Source organism: Acinetobacter sp. V91_7 (assembly GCF_031799075.1).
Taxonomy (GTDB): domain Bacteria; phylum Pseudomonadota; class Gammaproteobacteria; order Pseudomonadales; family Moraxellaceae; genus Acinetobacter; species Acinetobacter calcoaceticus.
In genome coordinates this window covers 1-19,639 of record NZ_JAVQNT010000031.1, presented here as the reverse complement: position 1 = coordinate 19,639, position 19,639 = coordinate 1, and the positions used below count along the sequence as shown (strand labels likewise).

18 protein-coding genes are annotated in these 19,639 nt (G+C 36.6%); 10 read left to right on the top strand and 8 right to left on the bottom strand.

Annotated features, from left to right (window positions below; translation table 11 throughout):
• Positions 1-9 precede the first annotated feature (9 nt).
• A complete protein-coding gene (locus tag RMB03_RS06550; protein ID WP_003651160.1) occupies positions 10-1,182 on the bottom strand; it encodes an isovaleryl-CoA dehydrogenase in 1,173 nt (390 codons plus the stop codon).
• 144 nt (positions 1,183-1,326) lie between these two features.
• Between RMB03_RS06550 and RMB03_RS06545 the strand changes: the two genes are divergently transcribed.
• From RMB03_RS06545 to RMB03_RS06525, 5 genes are all read left to right on the top strand, one after another.
• On the top strand, positions 1,327-1,944 hold the full coding sequence (locus RMB03_RS06545; protein WP_003651165.1) for a TetR/AcrR family transcriptional regulator: 618 nt from the start codon (positions 1,327-1,329) through the stop codon (positions 1,942-1,944).
• 110 nt (positions 1,945-2,054) lie between these two features.
• The gene (locus RMB03_RS06540; protein WP_056479281.1) at positions 2,055-3,749 is read left to right on the top strand and encodes an AMP-binding protein; all 1,695 of its coding nucleotides are present in this window, start codon (positions 2,055-2,057) and stop codon (positions 3,747-3,749) included.
• A gap of 72 nt (positions 3,750-3,821) precedes the next feature.
• A complete protein-coding gene (locus tag RMB03_RS06535; protein ID WP_311074782.1) occupies positions 3,822-4,493 on the top strand; it encodes a class I SAM-dependent methyltransferase in 672 nt (223 codons plus the stop codon).
• Positions 4,494-4,772: 279 nt separating this feature from the next.
• Positions 4,773-6,056, top strand: coding sequence for a DcaP family trimeric outer membrane transporter (locus RMB03_RS06530; RefSeq protein ID WP_311075398.1), 1,284 nt, complete (start codon positions 4,773-4,775; stop codon positions 6,054-6,056).
• A 100-nt stretch (positions 6,057-6,156) separates the two neighbouring features.
• Positions 6,157-7,512, top strand: coding sequence for an MFS transporter (locus RMB03_RS06525; RefSeq protein WP_311074780.1), 1,356 nt, complete (start codon positions 6,157-6,159; stop codon positions 7,510-7,512).
• A gap of 47 nt (positions 7,513-7,559) precedes the next feature.
• Here the strand turns inward: RMB03_RS06525 and RMB03_RS06520 are convergent, their stop codons facing one another.
• Positions 7,560-8,798 carry an SGNH/GDSL hydrolase family protein gene (locus tag RMB03_RS06520; RefSeq protein WP_311074778.1) on the bottom strand — a complete coding sequence of 413 codons (1,239 nt, stop codon included), beginning with the start codon at positions 8,796-8,798 and terminating at the stop codon, positions 7,560-7,562.
• A gap of 110 nt (positions 8,799-8,908) precedes the next feature.
• Here RMB03_RS06520 and RMB03_RS06515 point away from each other — a divergent pair, with 110 nt between their 5' ends.
• Entirely contained in the window at positions 8,909-9,814 is a 906-nt protein-coding gene (locus tag RMB03_RS06515) for a LysR family transcriptional regulator (protein WP_231761365.1), read from the top strand.
• Here RMB03_RS06515 and RMB03_RS06510 read toward each other — a convergent pair.
• The gene (locus RMB03_RS06510) at positions 9,807-10,109 is read right to left on the bottom strand and encodes a hypothetical protein (protein WP_311074775.1); all 303 of its coding nucleotides are present in this window, start codon (positions 10,107-10,109) and stop codon (positions 9,807-9,809) included. The two genes, RMB03_RS06515 and RMB03_RS06510, sit on opposite strands and share 8 nt — an antisense overlap.
• A gap of 1,313 nt (positions 10,110-11,422) precedes the next feature.
• On the opposite strand from RMB03_RS06510, the gene RMB03_RS06505 reads away from it, so the two are divergent.
• Positions 11,423-11,851, top strand: coding sequence for a hypothetical protein (locus RMB03_RS06505; RefSeq protein WP_005041462.1), 429 nt, complete (start codon positions 11,423-11,425; stop codon positions 11,849-11,851).
• Between the two features lie 94 nt (positions 11,852-11,945).
• Here RMB03_RS06505 and RMB03_RS06500 read toward each other — a convergent pair whose 3' ends face one another.
• The 3 genes from RMB03_RS06500 to RMB03_RS06490 form a co-directional block, all read right to left on the bottom strand.
• Complete coding sequence (locus RMB03_RS06500; protein ID WP_005041460.1) at positions 11,946-12,263, bottom strand: hypothetical protein; 318 nt, start codon at positions 12,261-12,263, stop codon at positions 11,946-11,948.
• Between the two features lie 114 nt (positions 12,264-12,377).
• A complete protein-coding gene (locus RMB03_RS06495) occupies positions 12,378-12,608 on the bottom strand; it encodes a hypothetical protein (RefSeq protein WP_005047633.1) in 231 nt (76 codons plus the stop codon).
• A gap of 259 nt (positions 12,609-12,867) precedes the next feature.
• The gene (locus RMB03_RS06490) at positions 12,868-13,365 is read right to left on the bottom strand and encodes a CinA family protein (RefSeq protein WP_311074771.1); all 498 of its coding nucleotides are present in this window, start codon (positions 13,363-13,365) and stop codon (positions 12,868-12,870) included.
• 312 nt (positions 13,366-13,677) lie between these two features.
• Here RMB03_RS06490 and RMB03_RS06485 point away from each other — a divergent pair, with 312 nt between their 5' ends.
• Positions 13,678-15,090, top strand: coding sequence for an iron-containing redox enzyme family protein (locus RMB03_RS06485; RefSeq protein ID WP_311074769.1), 1,413 nt, complete (start codon positions 13,678-13,680; stop codon positions 15,088-15,090).
• 49 nt (positions 15,091-15,139) lie between these two features.
• Positions 15,140-17,284, top strand: a complete 2,145-nt coding sequence (gene katE / locus RMB03_RS06480; protein WP_311075395.1) for a catalase HPII — start codon at positions 15,140-15,142, stop codon at positions 17,282-17,284.
• Positions 17,285-17,344: 60 nt separating this feature from the next.
• On the opposite strand, the gene RMB03_RS06475 is transcribed toward katE, so the two are convergent.
• Together RMB03_RS06475 and RMB03_RS06470 are read right to left on the bottom strand one after the other, a co-directional pair.
• Positions 17,345-18,223: an SDR family oxidoreductase gene (locus RMB03_RS06475; protein WP_017389382.1), complete on the bottom strand. Its 879-nt coding sequence runs from the start codon at positions 18,221-18,223 to the stop codon at positions 17,345-17,347.
• Positions 18,224-18,368: 145 nt separating this feature from the next.
• On the bottom strand, positions 18,369-18,767 hold the full coding sequence (locus tag RMB03_RS06470; protein ID WP_231761363.1) for a DUF6367 family protein: 399 nt from the start codon (positions 18,765-18,767) through the stop codon (positions 18,369-18,371).
• A 475-nt stretch (positions 18,768-19,242) separates the two neighbouring features.
• Here RMB03_RS06470 and RMB03_RS06465 point away from each other — a divergent pair.
• Positions 19,243-19,639, top strand: a 397-nt coding sequence (locus tag RMB03_RS06465) for a KGG domain-containing protein (RefSeq protein WP_311074764.1), incomplete at its 3' end; no start/stop codon positions are given.

Genomic DNA, 19,639 nt, shown 5'->3' with positions numbered 1-19,639 from the left:
TTATAATTATTATTTGGTTTCATTGAAGAGTTCGCGGCCAATCAGCATGCGGCGAATTTCAGAAGTTCCAGCACCAATTTCATAAAGTTTTGCATCGCGCCATAAACGACCAGCAGGGAATTCATTGATGTAACCATTACCGCCCAGAGTTTGGATTGCTTCGCCTGCCATCCATGTGGCTTTTTCAGCAGAATATAAAATGGCACTTGCAGCATCTTTACGTAGGCTGCGGTCATGGTCGGCTTTGTCACAAGCAGCACCAACAGCATAAACGAGGGCTTTACATGCCAACCAAGTTGAATACATATCGGCAAGTTTGCCTTGCATGAGCTGGAATTCACCTAAAGCCTGACCAAACTGTTCGCGTTGATGCAAATAAGGAATCACAACATCTAAACAAGCATCCATAATTCCTAAAGGTCCGGCACTTAAAACTGCACGTTCATAGTCTAGGCCGCTCATCAATACTTTTGTACCGTTACCGACACCACCCAGTACGTTTTCAGCAGGTACTTCCACATTGTCAAAAAATAGTGGGTAAGTGTTAGAGCCACGCATACCGAGTTTGTCTAAATGGTTGCCGTGACTAAAGCCTTTCATGCCTTTTTCAACTAAAAAAGCAGTCATGCCTTTCGCACCAGCTTTAGGGTCAGTTTTTGCATAAACCACAAGTACATCTGCATCACCGCCGTTGGTGATCCACATTTTTGAACCATTTAAAACGAAATGATCGCCTTTTTGCTCGGCACGTAATTTCATGCTGACCACATCAGAACCGGCATTTGGTTCAGACATCGCAAGGGCACCTACATATTCGCCAGAAATCAGTTTGGGTAAATATTTCTGCTTTTGCTGCTCGTTACCGTTTCGGTTAATTTGGTTTACACATAAATTAGAATGAGCACCGTAAGAGAGGCCAATGGCTGCCGAAGCACGAGAAATTTCTTGCATGGCAATAATATGAGCTAAATAACCCATATTGGCACCGCCATATTCTTCAGAGACGGTCATACCTAAAAGGCCCATATCTCCGAATTTTTTCCAGAGATGTGCAGGGAATTTGTTGTCTTGATCAACTTGTTGGGCAATTGGTGCAATTTCCTTTGCACAAAATGCGGCTACTGAATCTTGAAGCGCAATTAAAGTTTCATCTAGACCGAAATTCAAGCTGCGGAGGTTCATGATATTTTCATCCTATTGGTTATATTTGTTGTCCATAAAATATTTTGTGGGTATTTGATATGTACCATACAATGATTTTTTAAAAAAGTGAATACAGATTCATAAAATGATTTACAATTCATTTTATTTGTTAGAGAATAAATTATGAGCTATAAACGATCATCTTTAATGCAAGAGCGGATGGAGCAAAATCGTAAGTCGATTTTGAGTTCAGCCAGAAAGTTAATTTCAGAGGGAGGGTTTAAAGACGCACAAATACAAACAATTGCAGAGCAAGCGGGTGTATCAAGTGGTCTGGTTTATCGCTACTTCGATAATAAAAGCCAAGTGCTCATTGAAGTTTTGTCTGAGGCCATTAACACAGAACTGTTGGTGATCGATTCGATTACCGAAAGTGATTTATCGGCAAAGCAGAAATTACATAAGGCTGTGGCAACCTTTGTAAAACGGGCACTGAATAGTCCTCAGCTTGCATATTCACTCATGTTTGAACCCGTCGATTCAACGGTTGAACATGAGCGTTTTCGTGTGAAGCAATTGATTAAACAAAGTATGAAAAAAATACTTGCGGATGGAAATGCAAGTGGTGAGTTTGTCTTGGATGATTTAAATACAGCAGCACTCTGTGTTGTTGGTGCCATGACCTATGTGGTCGTTGAACCCCTAGATCCAGCTCAAAATACAAAGTTTGATCAAGCACACAGAGACTATTTTTCAAAACAGATTGCTGACTTTTGTGTAGATGCTGTGCAGAAGAAATAGGGCATATAAAGGATAAACATTACAAAGTAGGCGGTTTGGAAAAGTAGTTGCAGTAACAACAATTAGATCAGGTACGAAGAGAATTACAAAGAATCAAGGAGAATGATTCAATGCAACAAGAACGGTTAAGCTACGCCTCGGGACCAAGCACGCAACCCTTACTGGGTATGACCATTGGTGAACAATTTGATCAGGCCTGTCGGCAATATGCAGAAAAGGAAGCAATCGTCAGTTTTCATCAAAACAGACGATTAACCTATAAAGCTTTACAGGATGAAGTAAATGCTTTTGCTTGTAGTTTGTTGAAATTGGGATTAAAAAAAGGCGACCGGTTAGCGATTTGGTCACCAAACTGTGTGGAATGGACGGTTACCCAGTTCGCAGCCTTTAAAGCAGGGATTATTTTAGTCAATCTAAATACAGCTTATAAAAGCCATGAACTTGAATATGTATTGAATAAAGTCTCATGCAAAGGATTGATTATTGCTTCTCAATTCAAAACCACCGATTACCAAGAATTACTCACAAAAATTGCCCCTGAGTTAACCAACAGTCCTGATAACGTGCTCAGTTCAGAACGACTGCCACATTTAAAATTTGTCATTAAAATCGATGACCAGCAACACACCGGCATTCACCGTTTTAGTGATTTAGTTACAACACCAAACTCCGAGCAGCTTGAACAATTAAAACAGTTAACGAAGCAACATCAGTTTGATGAAACCATTAATATCCAATTTACCTCAGGTACAACGGGTAACCCTAAAGGGACCATGTTGACCCACCATAATATTTTAAATAACGGTTATTTTGTGGGTGAAGGGATACGTTTAACCCCTCAAGATAAAGTGTGTATTTCCGTGCCGTTATTTCATTGTTTTGGCATGGTGATGGGGAATTTAGCATGTGTTACGCATGGGGCAACGATGGTCTATCCATCGGCGGTATTTAATCCTTTAGAAACGTTAAAAGCCATTCATCAAGAACGCTGTACGGCAGCTTATGGCGTGCCAACCATGTTTATTGCAACTCTAGAACATGAACAGTTTAATGAGTTTGATCTGTCGAGTTTAAGAACGGGCATCATGGCGGGTAGTCCTTGTCCACGTGAAATTATGCAGCGGGTCATAGACCGAATGCATATGTCTGAAATCACGATTTGTTATGGCATGACTGAAACCTCGCCAGTCAGTGTACAAAGCTCGGTAAACGATTCAATTGATAAACGAGTAAGTACAGTTGGGCATGTTCATCCTCATGTTGAAATTAAAATTGTCGATTTAGAAGGTCAGATTGTTCCGCAAGGGACTTTAGGCGAGCTATGTGTTCGTGGTTATTCAGTCATGGCTGGTTATTGGGGCGAAGAAGAAAAGACCCGTGAAGTGATTGATGCGGCTGGCTGGATGCATACGGGTGATATTGCAGAAATGGATCAAGACGGTTTTATTAAAATTAAAGGCCGTATTAAAGATGTCGTGATTCGTGGTGGGGAAAATCTCTTTCCTAAAGAAATTGAAGACTTTTTATATACCCATCCCGATGTGAGCGATGTACAGGTGATAGGCCTGCCAGATGCGAGATATGGTGAGGAACTCTGTGCTTGTATTATTTTGCATGAACATCATCAAATTGATGAAAATAGCATTCGTCAATTCTGTAAAGAGCATATTTCCCATAATAAAGTGCCGCGCTATGTTCGATTCTTTAATGAATTTCCAATGACTGCTTCAGGCAAAGCCCAAAAGTTTAAGTTACAAGAAATTATGCGTGCTGAGCTTAATTTGACAGGAAATGTCTTTGACTAAAGAAGCCAAAAGCCCAGTCAAAGTGCAGCAAACTATAAATTGAAAGGCAGTTCAAATAGAGGATACAACAAAATGGCAAAAGACTTTAATAGCCCTAAAGTAGTCGATGGTTATGATGAACATATCCGTAAATTAATTCCGGGTTATGAAGTGATCCATCAACAGGTGGATGCCATTTTGCAATCAGTGTTGAAACCGAACTCTCACATATTAATTGTGGGATGTGGCACGGGTTATGAACTCGAATATTTACTTAAAAGACATCCGAACTGGAAATTTACAGCCGTTGATCCATCTTTAACGATGCTTCAAAAAGCCCAAGAACAGGTTGAACTTTTAGGTAAATCTTCACAAGTAACTTTTATACATGGGGAAACTTCAGCTTTGCCTCTTGAAAATTGCTTTGATGCTGCGCTGTCTATTCTTGTGGCGCATTTTATTGCTGATGATATAAAACCTGCGTTCTTTAAAGATATTTATGATCGCTTAAATGAAAATGCTGTCTTGCTCACCTACGATTTAATGACGTGTATAAACCCTCAGCAGCTTCAAGCTTTACGTTATTTATGTTTGGCACAAGGCTTAACTGAGGAGCAATGCCAGAAAATGTTAGAGCGTATGGCTCAAGACTTTTTTAGCCTAACCACAGAAGGTTATATAAAACTTTTGCAAAAGACTGGCTTTGAAAGCGTACAGTCTTATGCACAGGTTCTGATTTATCAGGGTTTTATTGCAAAAAAATAATGCCAGTAGAGACATAGGAATGTTGTCTTAACACCTAAATATTCTCAATGAGGAAGAGAATATGAAAACTGAAAAAAATTAAAAGATTTAGCTTTACTTAAAACAAATTAAAAAGTGGCCCTAATGCCGCTTTAGGGAGGTTTTGTCTAAAAAATATGACGGAAGGTCTTTCTTGAGAAAGAAAGTCAAATTTTCAAGGACCTATCTAAATAGGTGCATAACAAAAAGGATGTCGAGATCTTTAAGTCTATTTAAAGATCAAAAAAGGAAAGTTTTATGATAAATGCTTTAAATACAACGGTTCAAAAAAGCCTATTGGCGGTTTCTGTGACCCTGTTTGTGTCTTCTGCTTTTGCAGGAAAAACAGATCCTGAAATAGAACAACTTCGACAAGAAGTGAAAGAACTACGAGCTATGCTACAAGCAAATATACAAGCTCAAAAATCTTTATCGCAAGGACGAGTTGAACTAGCAACTTCTGCAACGCCCCAAGCTGTGCAGCCAATACAGCAAGGGTTAACTAAGTCTGGCGCAGAATTTAACTTATACGGTTATATACGGGCAGATGCTTCTTATCAAATGAAAGGCGCATCTACCATGTATAACAACATTAGTGGGGTTCCACTCGAAAATACTCCTGAAGAATCTGCTCAAAAAGACCAGTTGCACAGTACCGTCAATGTGACACGGTTTGGGTTGAATTTTAAAACCCCAACAGCCATGGGTGATGTGGGTGGGAAACTGGAAATGGACTTCTTTGGCGCAGCCACTCGTGATCAGTTCCGTATACGCCATGCTTATTTAACTTTTGATAAATGGCTCATTGGACAAACGTGGTCGACATTTATTGCGCCAGAATATTACCCAGAAACAATTGATGCAGGCACATTTGTAGGTGGGGCATTATTAAGATCACCGCTGGTTCGCTATAGCGACAACTTAAGTGCAAATACAAGCTTTGCAATATCGGTTGAAGACCCGAAATATACAGCGACAACTGATCCTGACAATAAAATGCGTTTACCAGCTTTGGTAGGGCGCTTAAATCATAAATTCGCCAATGGCTCGATGCTATCAGGTCGTAGTTTTGTGGCTGAAAAGAGAACCAATAATGATGAAGAAGTGGCTTGGGGTGTAGGCCTAGGGGGGAAATATCAGATTACGCCAGATACATTACTCAAAGCTGATTATTACCATGTCAAGGGAGATGGACGTTTCCTACTATGGAGTAACAGCGGCTATGCAATAGATGATCAAAACAATATGCATAGCAATGAATTTGACACAGTTTCATTAGGTATAACCCATCAGTTTACGCCACAAATTCGTTCAACCTTGGGTTATGGCTATATGAAAGCCAAAGATGATAACCGTTTTGCCGAATTACAACGTAATAGCACAACCCAAAACAAAGAACTTTGGCAGGGCTGGGTAAATGCACTTTATAACCCTTATAAACCAATTACTTTGGGCGTCGAATATGTTTATGGCGAACGAGAAACTTTTGATGGGCGTAACGGGACTGATAACCGCTTCAACATGATGGCGAGTTACGATTTTTAATTAATTCAATAAGACCTTGAATAATCTGTTTTTTCTTTAGGGTGCAATATGTCGTTTTAAAAAATTGAATATGAATTTATCTCACAGAGGAGGTGGGTAAATGACAACATCTAAATTAAATGTAAATGAAATTATTGATCAGGCCAAATTTAGACCTTATCACTGGAGTATTTTACTTTGGTGTTTATTAATTATTATCTTTGATGGGTATGATCTGGTTATTTATGGTGTAGTGTTACCTTTGCTGATGCAAGAGTGGTCGTTGACGGCTGTACAGGCGGGAATGTTAGCAAGTACAGCATTATGCGGAATGATGTTTGGGGCAATGTTCTTTGGAACTTTGGCAGACAAAATAGGCCGTAAAAATGTGATTTTAATTTGTGTCGCTCTTTTTAGTGGTTTTACTTTTTTAGGTGCTTTTGCATCAAGTCCACTTGAGTTTGGGGTGCTTCGATTCTTAGCGGGATTAGGTATTGGTGGGGTAATGCCAAATTTAGTTGCACTCACATCAGAATATGCACCTAAACGTATACGCAGCACCTTAGTGGGTACCATGTTTAGTGGATATGCGATTGGGGGGATTCTTTCAGCATTAATTGGCAGTTATTTGGTTGAAAGTCAGGGGTGGCAAATTATGTTCCTGATTGCAGGCATTCCTTTATTTTTGTTGCCTGTTATATGGAGGTTTTTACCTGAGTCTTTAACCTTTTTGGTTAAAACTGGTAAAACTGAACAAGCACAGCGCATTATTCAAAAAATTTCACCTGAACAATCTATGAGTATCGATACGCAGTTAGTGCTTAATGACGATAATGTTCCAACAGGCAGCTCTGTAAAGGGATTATTTCAACAAGGCCGTGCTTTCAATACACTCATGTTCTGGTTAGTGTTCTTTATGTGCTTACTCATGGTTTATGCCTTAAGCAGCTGGTTACCAAAACTCATGCTGGCAGCAGGGTATTCACTCGGAAAGAGTATTTTATTCTTGTTTGCCTTAAATGTCGGCGCAATGATTGGTTCAATCGGTGGCGGCATTCTTTCTGATAAATTCCATTTAAAACCTGTAATTATGGCAATGCTGCTGGCGGGTGTTATGGCATTAGTCGGTTTAGGTTTTAACTCACCAGCCTATGTTTTATATGGTTTGGTGACTGTTGCAGGAGCCGCAACCATTGGTACCTCAATTCTCCTTTATAGCTACGTTGCTCAATATTATCCATTAAGTGTGCGTTCTACAGGAATTGGCTGTGCTTCTGGTGTTGGTCGAATTGGAGCAATTGTTGGGCCAATTTTAACCGGCATGTTATTAGGCCTACAGTTACCACATAAAATGAATTTTGTGATGATCGCAATTCCTGCAATTCTTGCTTTTTTAGCAGTCATGATGCTTCGACGACCTGCAGTTGAAAAACAGCCGATTGCACCGAAACTTACCGCTGAATTAGAAGGTAACTAATCGATATTGATACAGGTAGGAGAAAAATTCCTACCTGTATCTACATTTTATTTTTTGAGTAACTGGTTTAAATGAACTAGATTTGCCATTTGCTGATTACCGCGATCATTAGGATGTAAATGATCACCTGAGTCATAAATCGGGTTTAATCGATCGGGGTGTTTTGAATCTTTTAAACCTTGATCAAGATCAAGAACTCCATCAAATGTTTGACTTGTTCTTATCCAATCATTAATTTTTTTACGTAATTGATCTTTGTTCGGTTGGTAGTAGTTATCTAAAGGGGTATTGGGTAAAGCACCCGAAAATGGAGGTAAGGTTGCCCCAATCACTTGAATGCCTTGTTTATGTGCTTCATCTACGACACGTTTATAACCTTGAGTTAAGGCTTCAAAAGACGGTATTTCTTGTTTAGGAGCAAAAGCAGTACCCGGCCATGAAATATCATTAATGCCCACCAGAACAATTAACGTTTTCACCCCAGAATATTGAAACACTTCTTTTTTTAAGCGCTCTAAAGCACTGTCGCCCATACCGTCTGTAAGTAGTCGATTTCCTGAGATTCCGCTATTAATCACCGCTACTTGATGTGGCGATAAACGCTTAGCTAAAAAGTCGGTCCATCTCGTGTTTGCATCTAGAGTTGCAGTTGCTCCATCGGTAATTGAGTCTCCAATAACCGCAACAACATGGGCTTTATGCTTTGGTTTTACCTCTATCGCAGAGAGTAATAATCTTGCAGTGGTTGTTTTTGCATCGCTAGGAGCATTTAAATTTGCGGTCTGGTTACCCGTAATCAGCCAACTGGTTTGTTTAGCATCCCAATGAAAAGTTTTAAATGTCGTTGGTTTTTGAATAAAACTATTTACCATTAACTGTGCATGATCAGGAACAGAGAGATGAATTGGGTCACTAATCAATTGTTTACCCGGTAAAATTTGTGCTTTGAGCTTACCCGAGAAGTAAACTGGATAAGCACTCTTAGATTTTAGACTTTTTGAATTAACTAAGCCTACGGTGGTTTTATCGATATAAAGCGGCTGTTCGCCATATTGATTGGTGAAAACGAGTCTAACTGCTTCACCACCCAAACTAATTTGACTAACTTGTCTGATCGTTTGATTGGATATTTGCTCGGGAATATGGGTTGGGAAAACAAAATCCTTATTCCAAACCTTTTGTGGGCTGGCAGACCAACTGGTAATCCATTGGCTTTTTTGTACTTCTGCTTGCGTTACGGTAGACAATAAAACTAAAGAGAAAAGGGTAGATTTATAAAGTTTCATCTCATGAATCCTTAAAACGAATTAGAGTTATCTTGAAACAAATTAGTGGCTTGTTATAGCGGTCTAAGCGGAATAAGATTTGTGAATTAGATTCATAAATAGATTTCGTTATGTCATATTTTGATATTAATCGATCTGGCGAGTTGGCAATTTTTATTCGGGTGGTCGAATTAGGAAGTTTTTCAGCAGTAGCGAGAGCATGCGACATGACGCCGTCTGCTGTCAGTAAATTAATTGCTCGGCTCGAAAAACGACTAGGAGTCCGGTTACTAAATCGTTCAACACGCCAGTTTCAGCTCACAAGTGAAGGCTGTCAGTTCTATGAGCAAGGTCTTCAAATACTCAGTGAGCTAGATGAACTGGAACAATCTGTTACTGCAAATCACACACCTAAAGGCCGAATCAGAATACATACCAGTCTTTCATATTGGACCCATTTTTTGTTGCCGTGTATTTCTTTATTTAATCAGCGCTATCCACAAATTGAATTAGAGGCTCATTTAAGTGATGAAGTCATTAATTTAGTTGAGCAAAGAATTGATGTCGCGATTCGGACAGGTCCATTAAAAAGCTCAAATTTGGTGGCTCGCTCATTGGGGAATACTCATAAACATTATGTATGTTCACCTAGATATATTACACAGTGTGGTTGTCCACAGCATCCAGATGAACTATCTGAACATCAGCTTTTAGACGTCAGCTATCAGCGCCAGAATAAGACATGGCTGTTTAAAAAAGAGAATCAAGAAATCACGCTTGTACCTACTCAGGTTTTAAGAGTAAATCATGGGGAAGCGATTTTGCAGTTAGCACTTGCCGATGCAGGCATTGCACAACTCAATGAATTTCAAGTTCGAAAAGCGCTAGAACAAAAGCAATTAACTAAAATTCTTGAAGACTGGAATATTAATGCTTCTGAAGAATTTCATGCTGTCTGGATCGGGCATGATAAATACGTTCCTAAACGTGTAAGGGTCTTTCTAGATTTCTTAGTGGAACATGCAAATATCAGTTAATTGGGTCTTTTCTTGCACTTAACTGACATTGGTGAATTGTTTCATTCATTGTTTCCACAAAGTTCATGTTCGCATCAATATTTTGTAAGCTTATTTTTTCTAGATCTTCTACAAATTGTGGCGAATAATGTTCTTCTAAAGCGTTATAAATACAATTGCATTGTGAGAGCGCATGGCCTGACCACACACAATGTGTATTGAATTCGTTTTTACTGATAGGTCTGCACCCTAATAAACTTATAGAAATTATTAATAGAGTGCACACTAAAACAATACGAGATGAAAAAAACATCATTATTGCTCTTCGTTGGTTGTTGTTATCGTTAAGTTATGCTTATAGATGCGCTCATCTTTAACTGGCGTTAAATGTTGAGATCTTTTCCCTAAAAAGATAAAAGTAGGGATAGGTAAAAAGATGGGAAGAATTCTTTAAACGTGTTTTAAGCTGAACAATAAGATAATGAAGAGTAATAAAAATAAAATGATATAAAATAATAGTCATTAGAGACTCCTTGATAAAAGAAGTTGTGCCCAATCACTGCTATTAATTATGGTGGTGAAACGAAAGAGGGTTAGCAGACTGATACCTAAGAAACCAGCACACCCGAAGGTGTCCCACTCCCGTTCCTCCGTCAAAGGCACGAGGGGCTCCACACCAAAAAACTTGTTTTTAGTGCACTTAGGTAGACGATCTGCTAAAACCGACTGACAAAATAGGTCAGCCGGAGCATCATAAGCTGAGCCTTAAAGCGGGTCAATTGCAAAAATAAAAGATTGGTTTATATAAACAAATATTAATATTTTTAAATTTTCATTAATAAAATAATAAGTTATTTAGAATTTAAACAATTGAATAATTATTAAAACTAATTTCTATAATTGAGTTTTAATGTTTATATATCAGAGATTTATTAATTGTTTATTTATATATTGTTTGCAATCATTGGCTTAATAAGACACAAACTCATAAAGGATGAGCAATTTTAGTTTTATGAATATGGCAATCTTAAATAATTAGCTTATGCCAAAATTTAATTAAAATATCAATTGCAAGAATGGTATTTTTTAATCATTTGTTTAATTTTGATTTTACAAAAGCTTGCATAACCTACAAAAGTTAAGAGAACCACAGCGGTAGGCCAACATAAGATAATGTTATTCATAAGCCTACGTCTTAAAATTTATAAGGGTGACCTCAATGTTAAGAATTTTTTGTGCAGTTAGCATGGTTGTTACAATCGCAATAGGTATGAGCGCTTGCCAAGATCGAGATTCAAGAGATGATGGAACTCATGGTGCTAATGATCCAACTACTCCTCACCAAATTGATAAAAATTCATAAGTATTTTTTCTAAGAAAGCTCACTTTTAGGTGAGTTTTCTTATCGTTATTTTCTATAAAATATGTAACATAATAAAAAAGATAATTATATGAAAATATAAAATTAATCAGTAAATTAGTAGGTTATTGTCTTTATATAAATTTGTTGTTACTGAATTGTTTCTAGGGTGAGTTATAGTTTCAAAAAATTAATAAAATACACACAATAAATTACTTATATTCATCCAAAATTCATTGTAGCGATGACAATTTTATAAAGGTAAGGATATGCCCCAGTATTTAAGAATAGCTGAGAAAATATATCAAAATGTTAAAGAAAAAAAAGGCTTTACAGATGAGCCTATGGAAGATCTTAATAATTTGATGATTGAACTCAGACATGAAATCAAGGGGACAAATCTGAAGCTTTTATACAATTATATTGATTTTGCTGAATTACTGATTAAACCTTTGCAGGAATCTAAAATTAAATTGGATTTAAGTATTATTCCTAAAAGTAAAAATACTCAAGAATTTGTATTGTGGCTTGCAGGTTTTATTGAGCGAATTACCACGGGTGGACAAGAAAAATTACCACCAATCCGAGCTAAGGTTGCTTTACCTACCTATGCTTACGATGAAACCTTGCCTTCTTCAGCAACTCCTGTGAATAACGGAGAAGAAATTATTGAATATTTTAAGAAAAATGAAAGTTAAATAGGGGCGTATAAAAAGAGCTTATTTCCGAGGGCCAATAGGAAATAAGCTCATATTTTTTAAATTAATAAATAGAAGATATTACATACAAATACTATCTATCGTTCCATGCATCTTTAATTGCCTGTTTAGCATGTTCCCATTTTAAGCGGGATTCAGCTTTCAGCTCTTCCCATTTTTGTTGAAGGCTACCTTCAACATCTTCAAATTGAGCACCTTCTTCAGATTCGGTACGGGCACGATGACCTAATTCATAGGCTGTCGAGAAATCTCGATCATAATCTAGATCTGGAGTAGTAAGCTGAGCTTCTTGATAATAAGGACGAGTAACGTAACTTTCGCGCCAATAAGTATCAGAATAGTTATGGTCGCCAGCTGGCAGTCGTGCGTGATCGCTATTTTGATCTGTCATCAGTTTTTCCTCATCTATTATTAAATTTTATGCTTATGTTGAATTTAGGAAGGTGAAGGCACCTTCCTAAATAAAATGAAGACCGCATCAAATGACAATTAAATCGGCAATGAATTAACGTTGCTGATTATTGTTATTTGAGTTTTGTTGACTAGGATCTTTTTGATTAGAGCCTTGTTGTTGGCGGCGGTTGTCATTTTGCTGTTGTTGCTGATTGTTTTGTTGCTGTTGATCTTTTTGCTGTTGGTTGCCATTTGGCTGTTGCTGGTTATTACGGTTGTCATTTTGCTGCTGTTGTTGCTGCTGATTATTAGGTTGATTGCTTTGATTATTAGTAGTGCTCATCTTTAATTACCTCATATCATTTATGATGTGTGTTTTATCTGAGAGCTTCAGATAGGGTTATTTAAACACGAAAATTTTAAATGTGAAGTCTAAGGGTGTTACCCTATATTTAACTGTAACTTTAGAAATTAATTAAAACCTTGATTTTTATATAATGAAGATTTTATCGATAAACATAATTAATATGAAGATGGATAAAATTACATTTAAGTACATTGGTGTTAAAGAAACACTATGATCATTTCTAAATATGTATTTGTTATTTTTTATTAGTGAGATTATCTTTTTTATTATCTAATATTATGAATTCTATATCTTGAGTAATGTAATAAACAAGTTGTCTTAGCTTAATGTAGGGGAGGCCTTTAAATATACGGCGGAAATTATAAAAATTATTTTTATAATAAATAGAATAAAAGAAGGTACCTACCGGTTTATCTTTTGTTTCTGATCCACCTTTTTTTAATAATCCCGTGCAAGCAACATAAAGATCTGCCTTTATAAGGTCTTTACCTTTTTTGATCATCTCTACGGTGACTTGCATGGATTCAGGTGTATATTTTTCAATAAGTTCCGAAGAAATATGAAGGGTATTTTCTTTAACCCGTAAGTCATAGCTGACTAAGCTTCCAATAAGTATGTCGCCGGAATAGGGGCTTAAAGAAAAGCGATAAGCTAAATAGCCCGCAGAAGCACTCTCAAAAAATGCAATTTTAACTTTTTCTTGTGCTAATAATTTACAGCATGAATTAAACATTTTTTCTCCTTTCAATTGTTTTTAAATTAGTTATAAAATTATTTTTAATTACTTTATGTTAATTTTTTAATCTTTATAATTTTAAAGGTAACTTAATGTAATAAAAATTTAAAATTTATATATTTTTTATAGAAACAGGGAGTTAAATTATTCTAAAGATGAGAATGTAATTTTGTGTGAGAAGTTATGTTTTTGAATTTTAAAGGTTTATAGAAAAACAATTATTTTTAATAACGCAATATAACAAAGCGATACTGGGATTATAATTTGATTAAAGTATGGTAGTTTATATCTCACAAAAGGAGAATGGAAATGCCTGTTGTAGTGAAAGAAAGATTATTAGACCTATTGCAAGATAATCAACAGAACTATTACGAATTATTTGTTTTTTTCCTTGATCCTGATATTTCTAGTTTTGAAAAAGAAAAGAAAGCAAGAGATTTTCTAACTAAAGAAATAGATAAAATAGATCAAAATGAAATTGATTTCCCTTCACATATAAATATGGTTAAAGCATGGTGTGAGAATAATAATAAAGAAAATTGTGAGGTATTTCAGTCTTATTTAAACCGCAGACAAAGCGGAGGTGAGAGAGAGTACTTTAATAATGTCGGTCAGGCGTTTGAATTTTTAATTAAAGTTTCTCCAACCAAAAAAGTAGATGGTGCATGGCTATATAGTTGTGTTCACTATTGGAATGACCCAGTTTTCCATGATCTTATTATTACCTATTTGGAAGAGCTTGGGTTAGGTGAGCCTAAGGCAAATCATGTATGTATTTATGATGACTTGCTACGTAGTTTGGGACTCGATAGCTTTGAGCTGCTTTTAGCAGATGAATATTACCATAATGCTGTGATTCAGTTGGCGCTTGGTTATGCTCCACCTGAGTTTATTCCAGAGATTGTGGGCTTTAATTTAGGCTATGAGCAACTGCCACTTCATCTACTTATTAGCAATTATGAGCTTGCAGAGCTTGGCATCGATTCTAAGTACTTCAATCTGCACATTACCATTGATAACATTGATAATGGACATGCAAATAAAGCGATTAAAGTTATAGAAAATATTTATGATAAATATAGAGATAAAGAACTTTTTCTAAGTAAATTAAAACGTGGTTTTGCGCTAAACAATCATGGCGTAGGCTCTTCTAGCATTATAAAAAATTTAAATCTTGAAGATTTTGTTCTTAAAATTTTAAAGAGAAAGGCATTGGTTGGGCAGTTAATTCATAACGAAACTAGAGATTTCGGGTGCAAAACGATTAATCAATGGTTATCTAACCCAGACGATGTTGAGGGGCTGGTATCTCATTTAATTGAAAATAAGTGGATTAAATTTAATGCTGACCCTGAACAGAGTGCTTTCTGGAGATTAATTAATGATGAGAATGGAAAAATGTATGGGGTATTTAACCCTGTAGAGCGTCAGATCATTCATGACTGGATTGCGGGCAATGATCATTCTTCTAATTTCTTGGCATATAGCAGAGCATTAAATACTAGCCAGCGTATTCAAGATTATTTATTTAGCTATATCTCTGATGGCGAGCTTGATGCATTACAAGAGCGTGTGCAGAAATCACATGATCTTGCCATAAAAATATGCAAGCTGACTCCGTTTCTGGGGCCAGATTCACATCATAAAAGTATTGGGCTTTGGAGCACACGTAAATATGTTGAACTCCTTTTCCCATATTTAAATTCTTTTAACAAAAACTAGTTCTTTAATTTTTCTACTTCACCCAAGGTTTAACTTTAAAACATAGGTAATAAACATGACTGATAACGTTAAATTAACAAATAAAACAAGTGAAATGGCTGGTGCTGATGAGGCAAACAAAGCCAATACCACTCAAAAAACTGAACAGTTAGATACGGTAAGAGATGATGCTACAAATCAGGCTTTAACCACAAATCAGGGGGTTAAAATTGCTGATAACCAAAATAGTCTAAAAGCAGGAACGCGCGGATCAACGTTATTAGAAGATTTTATCTTACGAGAAAAGATTACCCATTTTGACCATGAACGAATTCCAGAGCGTATTGTGCATGCTCGTGGCGTAGGAGCTCACGGTTATTTTCAGGCTTATGAAGGCAATGAGCGTCTAACGAAAGCAGGTTTTTTGACAGATCCATCTATTCAAACTCCAATTTTTGTACGTTTTTCGACTGTACAAGGGCCACGTGGTTCAGCTGATACTGTTCGTGATATTCGTGGATTTGCTATTAAATTTTATACGCAAGAAGGCAACTTCGATTTGGTCGGCAATAATGCTCCAGTTTTCTTTGTGCAAGATGGTATTAAGTTCCCTGATTTTGTACATGCGGTAAAACCTGAACCAGATACTGAAATGCCTACTGGAGCGAGTGCGCATGATACATTTTGGGACTTTGTGTCTTTAGTACCAGAGTCCGCGCATGCCGTGATTTGGGCGATGTCCGATCGGGCTATTCCTCGTAATTTACGTTCAATTCAAGGATTTGGTGTGCATACCTTCCGTTTAATTAATGCTGAAGGTAAAGCTCATTTTGTTAAGTTTCACTGGACCCCTAAACAAGGCTTAAGTGCTCTGGTTTGGGATGAGGCACAAAAACTTGCAGGTAAAGATCCTGATTTCCATCGTCGAGATCTTTACGAAGCCATTGAGAAAGGCGTATATCCCGAATGGGAATTAGGGGTGCAAATTGTCGCAGAAGAAGATGAAATGAAGTTCGATTTCGACTTACTTGACCCAACAAAAATTATTCCTGAAGAATTAGTTCCTGTCACACCTATTGGCCGTTTTGTTTTAAATCGAAATGTTGATAATTTCTTTGCTGAAACAGAGCAGGTTGCTTTCTGTCCAGGGCATATTGTACCAGGTATTGATTTTACGAATGATCCATTATTACAGGCACGACTATTTTCATATACGGATACACAGTTAAGTCGTTTAGGCGGACCGAATTTCCATCAAATACCAATTAATAAACCTGTATGCCCATTCCATAACAATCAACGCGATGGTATTCATCAGCATACCATTCATAAAGGGCAAGCTTCTTATCAACCAAATTCAATTGATGGGAACTGGCCGGTTGAGACACCTCCAGCGGCAGAAAATGGTGGATTTGAAAGTTACTATGAGAGAGTGAGTGGTCAAAAGATTCGTGAAAGAAGTGAATCTTTTTCAGATCATTTTTCTCAGCCTCGTCTTTACTATAAGAGCCTTGCACCTCATGAGCAAAAACATGTGGTCGATGCGTATACCTTTGAGCTCAGTAAGGTAAAAAGAAAACATATTCGGGAACGTCAGGTTCAACAAATTTTGGCGAATATCGACCTCGATTTAGCACGTCAAGTGGGAGCAAATCTAGGTATAGAAGTACCTGATCTTAGCCTCGATTTTAAACCTCAACCTGTTGAAAAATCGGCTAAGTTATCCATGCTCGCTTTCCCGCCAGCCGATATTCAAGGCCGAAAAATAGCCGTACTCATCCATAATCTGGTGAAGTCTGATGCATTAGAAACCATTAAAAACTGGGCAATTAAGGAAGGGGCTGTTGTTCATTTATTAGCACCGAGTTTAGCACCAGTTAAAGATCATCAAGACAAAATTATTGCAGCTGATGGTATGCAAATGGCAGAACCATCAATTGCTTATGATGCGGTGATCATTCCCGATGGCGATAATTTAAATGCAGTGATACAAGATGGTGTAACTCGTCATTACATATTAGAAGCCTATAAACATTTAAAACCAGTCGTCTTTTTAGGTAATAAATCTGACCTACTTGAGCCACTTAATTTGGTTGCAGATGAAGGAACACTAATAGAAGGTGAATTTAAGCATATTTCAGAGAAACTTAAAAACTTGCTTAAAGCTCATCGCGTTTGGTCGCGAGAGAAAATAGCTCAGCACGTTCCGGCTTAAAGTAAAAGCCCTGAAGGTTGTTAACTTTCAGGGCTTTTTTATGCAAATATTTTCTATCTTTTAACCATTTACAATTTGACCGCCATTTACATGAATAACCTGACCTGTAATGTAGCTTGCATCATCTGAAGCAAGGAAAAGATAGGCAGGGGCGACTTCACTTGGTTGACCCATTCTTCCCATCGGTGTGTCTTTACCAAACTTCTCGACAGTTTCAGCATCAAAACTACTTGGAATTAAAGGTGTCCAGATTGGACCCGGTGCAACCCCATTTACGCGAATACCTTTTTTCTGTTTCATTAAATTGTTTGATAAGCTACGTGTAAAAGAAGTAATCGCGCCTTTAGTACTTGCATAATCAATGAGTTCATCATGCCCTTGATAGCTAGTAATACTGGTTGTATTAATAATGCTATCTCCCTCTTGCATATAAGGAATAGCTTCTTTTGTTAAGTAAAACATTGCAAAAATATTGGTTTTAAATGTTTTTTCTAATTGTTCATTGCTAATGTCTACAATATCTTTTTGTTGATATTGAACACCTGCATTATTGACCAAAATATTAATCTTGCCAAAATGCTTTAACACTTCATCAATTTCTTGTTTTGCAATGTCTGGGTCTGAAATATCGCCTTTCAGTAAAAGACAACGTTGGCCTTCTTTTTCAATAAGTTCTTTAGTGATTTGGGCATCTTGTTCTTCTTCAAGATAAAGTATGGCAATATCCGCACCTTCTCGAGCAAATAATACAGCCACGGACCGACCAATACCGCTATCACCACCGCTGATTACGGCAACTTTACCTTGTAACTTATCGCTACCTTTATGCGATGCTTTTATGACTTCTGGTTCTGGATGCATTTTTTCCTGATCACCAGGTTGATGAGATTGGACTTGTGCAGGGGCGGAGGTTGGATACTGATTTGTTGAATTTTCCATGTTTCAAATACCTCTGTTTAAAATCTAGTTTTACTATTCCTATAATGCTTAATTCCCACGTGAATATGAGTAAGTTGTCTTTTTTAAAAGGTTGCCTTTGTTATTTTATATATAGAGATGTAAAAAAATATTTATTATCTAAATATTAGGTAATTTCTAATATTTTAACTTTGTTTTTATCAATCATACTTTCAATAATAGATCTATGACCTGTATCATTTAACCAGTTCTCTATAGGTAAATTTTTAGATAAATCTAATATTTTCTTTATAATTACTTTTGCTGATTCTATCGCTTCTAAATTTTTATTTTCTTTAGTTAAGTAATTGTCTCTCATTAATTTTTCTTCTTCTTTAATCTTTTTTGATTTAATTACATATACATCTCTTTGAAAGGGATGGCTTGCGTAAGGCGGCTCTATTCTATAACTCCATTCCTGATCAAAGCTCTGCCATGTGTTATCAATATTAATATGGCCTAGTAGAATTTCAGGAATTGAAATATGAATGTATTGGGGAGTTGGCTTTTGATTTTTGAATGGCATGATTTCTTCTCATCATCAAATATCTTAAATTAATTTTTAAACATGAAAGTTTATTGTACAAGTAAATATTTTTTTGAAATGTAATAATATATGTTATTGTTTTTTATTAAAATTAAATGTTTTGCAACTGTTTTTTTAATTAACCCATTGTTTTGGTTTTTTACGATTTTGTTTATATTGAAAGTTTTTGTTATCTAGAGGGATATATAACATATATTTGTAAAAATATATTGTAGTGTTTGTTTGAGTAATAATAAGTATGCTGAGTATTTAAAAAGTAAAAATAATAAAAATTAAAATCTTTAAATTTTTGTGTAAGTAATAAATTTATAAGGTTTTTAACTCTTTTATTTTATATACATTTAAAAAGATTGATACATAGCATAGATAGGAAAATATTATAGATCTTTTATCTTTATTTAGTCCGTTAAATAAAAGCGGTAGTGACTATAACTAAATATAGGAAGATGTAACTATGGCTAATATAAGGTATGAAGATCAAGATAATAACAGCACAGGTACTTCAAATCGTGGATTTGCAAGTATGGATCCTGAAAGAGTTAGAGAAATAGCCAGTAAAGGTGGACGAGCTGCGCATGCAAGCGGTAATGCGCATGAATTTACCTCTGAAGAAGCTCGTGAAGCTGGCCGAGCAGCACATGCAAGTGGAAATGCTCACGAATTTACCTCTGAAGAGGCTCGTGAAGCTGGTGCTTTAAGTCATAAAAATGGTGGTCGGGGTCGTAGCCGTGATGACGATGATGACGATCGTGGCCGTTCAGGTGGTCGAGGACGTGGCCGCAGCCGTGATGATGACGACGATGACGATGATCGCGGCCGTTCAAGTGGTCGAGGTCGAGGCCGCAACCGTG

Coding starts and splice junctions, on each gene's coding strand:
- RMB03_RS06550 (WP_003651160.1), bottom strand. CDS start 1,182: ATGAACCTCCGCAGCTTGAATTTCGGTCTAGATGAAACTTTAATTGCG.
- RMB03_RS06545 (WP_003651165.1), top strand. CDS start 1,327: ATGAGCTATAAACGATCATCTTTAATGCAAGAGCGGATGGAGCAAAAT.
- RMB03_RS06540 (WP_056479281.1), top strand. CDS start 2,055: ATGCAACAAGAACGGTTAAGCTACGCCTCGGGACCAAGCACGCAACCC.
- RMB03_RS06535 (WP_311074782.1), top strand. CDS start 3,822: ATGGCAAAAGACTTTAATAGCCCTAAAGTAGTCGATGGTTATGATGAA.
- RMB03_RS06525 (WP_311074780.1), top strand. CDS start 6,157: ATGACAACATCTAAATTAAATGTAAATGAAATTATTGATCAGGCCAAA.
- RMB03_RS06520 (WP_311074778.1), bottom strand. CDS start 8,798: ATGAAACTTTATAAATCTACCCTTTTCTCTTTAGTTTTATTGTCTACC.
- RMB03_RS06515 (WP_231761365.1), top strand. CDS start 8,909: ATGTCATATTTTGATATTAATCGATCTGGCGAGTTGGCAATTTTTATT.
- RMB03_RS06510 (WP_311074775.1), bottom strand. CDS start 10,109: ATGATGTTTTTTTCATCTCGTATTGTTTTAGTGTGCACTCTATTAATA.
- RMB03_RS06505 (WP_005041462.1), top strand. CDS start 11,423: ATGCCCCAGTATTTAAGAATAGCTGAGAAAATATATCAAAATGTTAAA.
- RMB03_RS06500 (WP_005041460.1), bottom strand. CDS start 12,263: ATGACAGATCAAAATAGCGATCACGCACGACTGCCAGCTGGCGACCAT.
- RMB03_RS06495 (WP_005047633.1), bottom strand. CDS start 12,608: ATGAGCACTACTAATAATCAAAGCAATCAACCTAATAATCAGCAGCAA.
- RMB03_RS06490 (WP_311074771.1), bottom strand. CDS start 13,365: ATGTTTAATTCATGCTGTAAATTATTAGCACAAGAAAAAGTTAAAATT.
- RMB03_RS06485 (WP_311074769.1), top strand. CDS start 13,678: ATGCCTGTTGTAGTGAAAGAAAGATTATTAGACCTATTGCAAGATAAT.
- RMB03_RS06475 (WP_017389382.1), bottom strand. CDS start 18,223: ATGGAAAATTCAACAAATCAGTATCCAACCTCCGCCCCTGCACAAGTC.
- RMB03_RS06470 (WP_231761363.1), bottom strand. CDS start 18,767: ATGCCATTCAAAAATCAAAAGCCAACTCCCCAATACATTCATATTTCA.